We start from the raw sequence: 1020 nt of genomic DNA, 5'->3' as shown, positions 1-1020 counted from the left end.
GGGACTTTGGGGGTGCCGCTTATATGTATTATTTTATTTTTGATTGAAAAAAATATATAAGGGGGGGAAAAGGAACCCTCAAAACCTTCAAAACTAAGTACCATAATAGTTTTGATAGCATTTCTTATGATTATAATCCCTTTCTTTTGAAAGGCTTTAAAGGATTATATGCTTTTCATAAAGCACATTTTAATCATTTACTAAAATCATAAGATTCGTCTGTTAAATAAACAGACATAACCGATAAAATAGACAATAATCCATTAAAAGGGATTTTGATCATCTATGGAATAATTTTATAGATCTTTTTTTATAGGTTGTTTCCTTAAAATCTTGCACCAAAACCATGATCAGAGCCATACCACTGTTGAGTTTTTCAACTAGTGATCAAGACTTTGGAGCGCGTCTTATTTTCTAAATTTCTGAAATCTTTTTGATATTTTTTAGGTGCTATTTCTTGTCTTTTTTTCCGATAAAATTGACTATTTTCTCTTTCCACGAGCGGTGTTGCTCCTTGCTGGTAACCTCTTGTTGATCATCAAGCTTTTCTGCCACCTGTTTAATCAAAGCGTAACTCACTTGCTTCACCTTTGCTACTTCTTTGGCTAAAGCTAATGCACGTTCAAGGTGGGTTTTGTTGATGCTTTCGTCAAAGCCTAGGTGATCACCTGCCGTAAAGCTTTTCTGATAAGATTGTAAGGTCTCAACATCACCCAATAAAGCAAGAGCGCCAAGATGAAGTAAAGCATAATCCGTATCGTTTGCTTTGGACGTGGCGCCTTTTTCCCAAGGAGCAGTGCCATAATCAGAGCGAAGTCTTTTAGAAAGGTCAATGTCTTTGACTGCCCATTCTAGCGCATCATCAAGCGCCTGTGTTAAACGATCCGTAGTGACTTCTGGTTCAAAGATTTCTAATCCCTTGGCTTCAAAATTAAGCTGTATATCTGGAATATCTTCCGTGTGGGTAGGATCAATGAATTTACAAGCGGTGGAAAGAATGCCCGTGCTAATCAAAAAGGC

1 protein-coding gene is annotated in these 1020 nt (G+C 36.9%); it reads right to left on the bottom strand.

Translation table 11 applies throughout. The features are described from left to right. Nucleotides 1-450: 450 nt before the first annotated feature. A partial coding sequence (locus tag ACFIJ7_RS09570; protein WP_375645194.1) for a DUF6990 domain-containing protein occupies nucleotides 451-1020 on the bottom strand: 570 nt, incomplete at its 5' end.

The organism is Bartonella sp. MR100HLJHH (assembly GCF_042194215.1).
GTDB lineage: Bacteria > Pseudomonadota > Alphaproteobacteria > Rhizobiales > Rhizobiaceae > Bartonella > Bartonella grahamii.
This window is presented reverse-complemented; position numbering and strand designations above follow the sequence as displayed.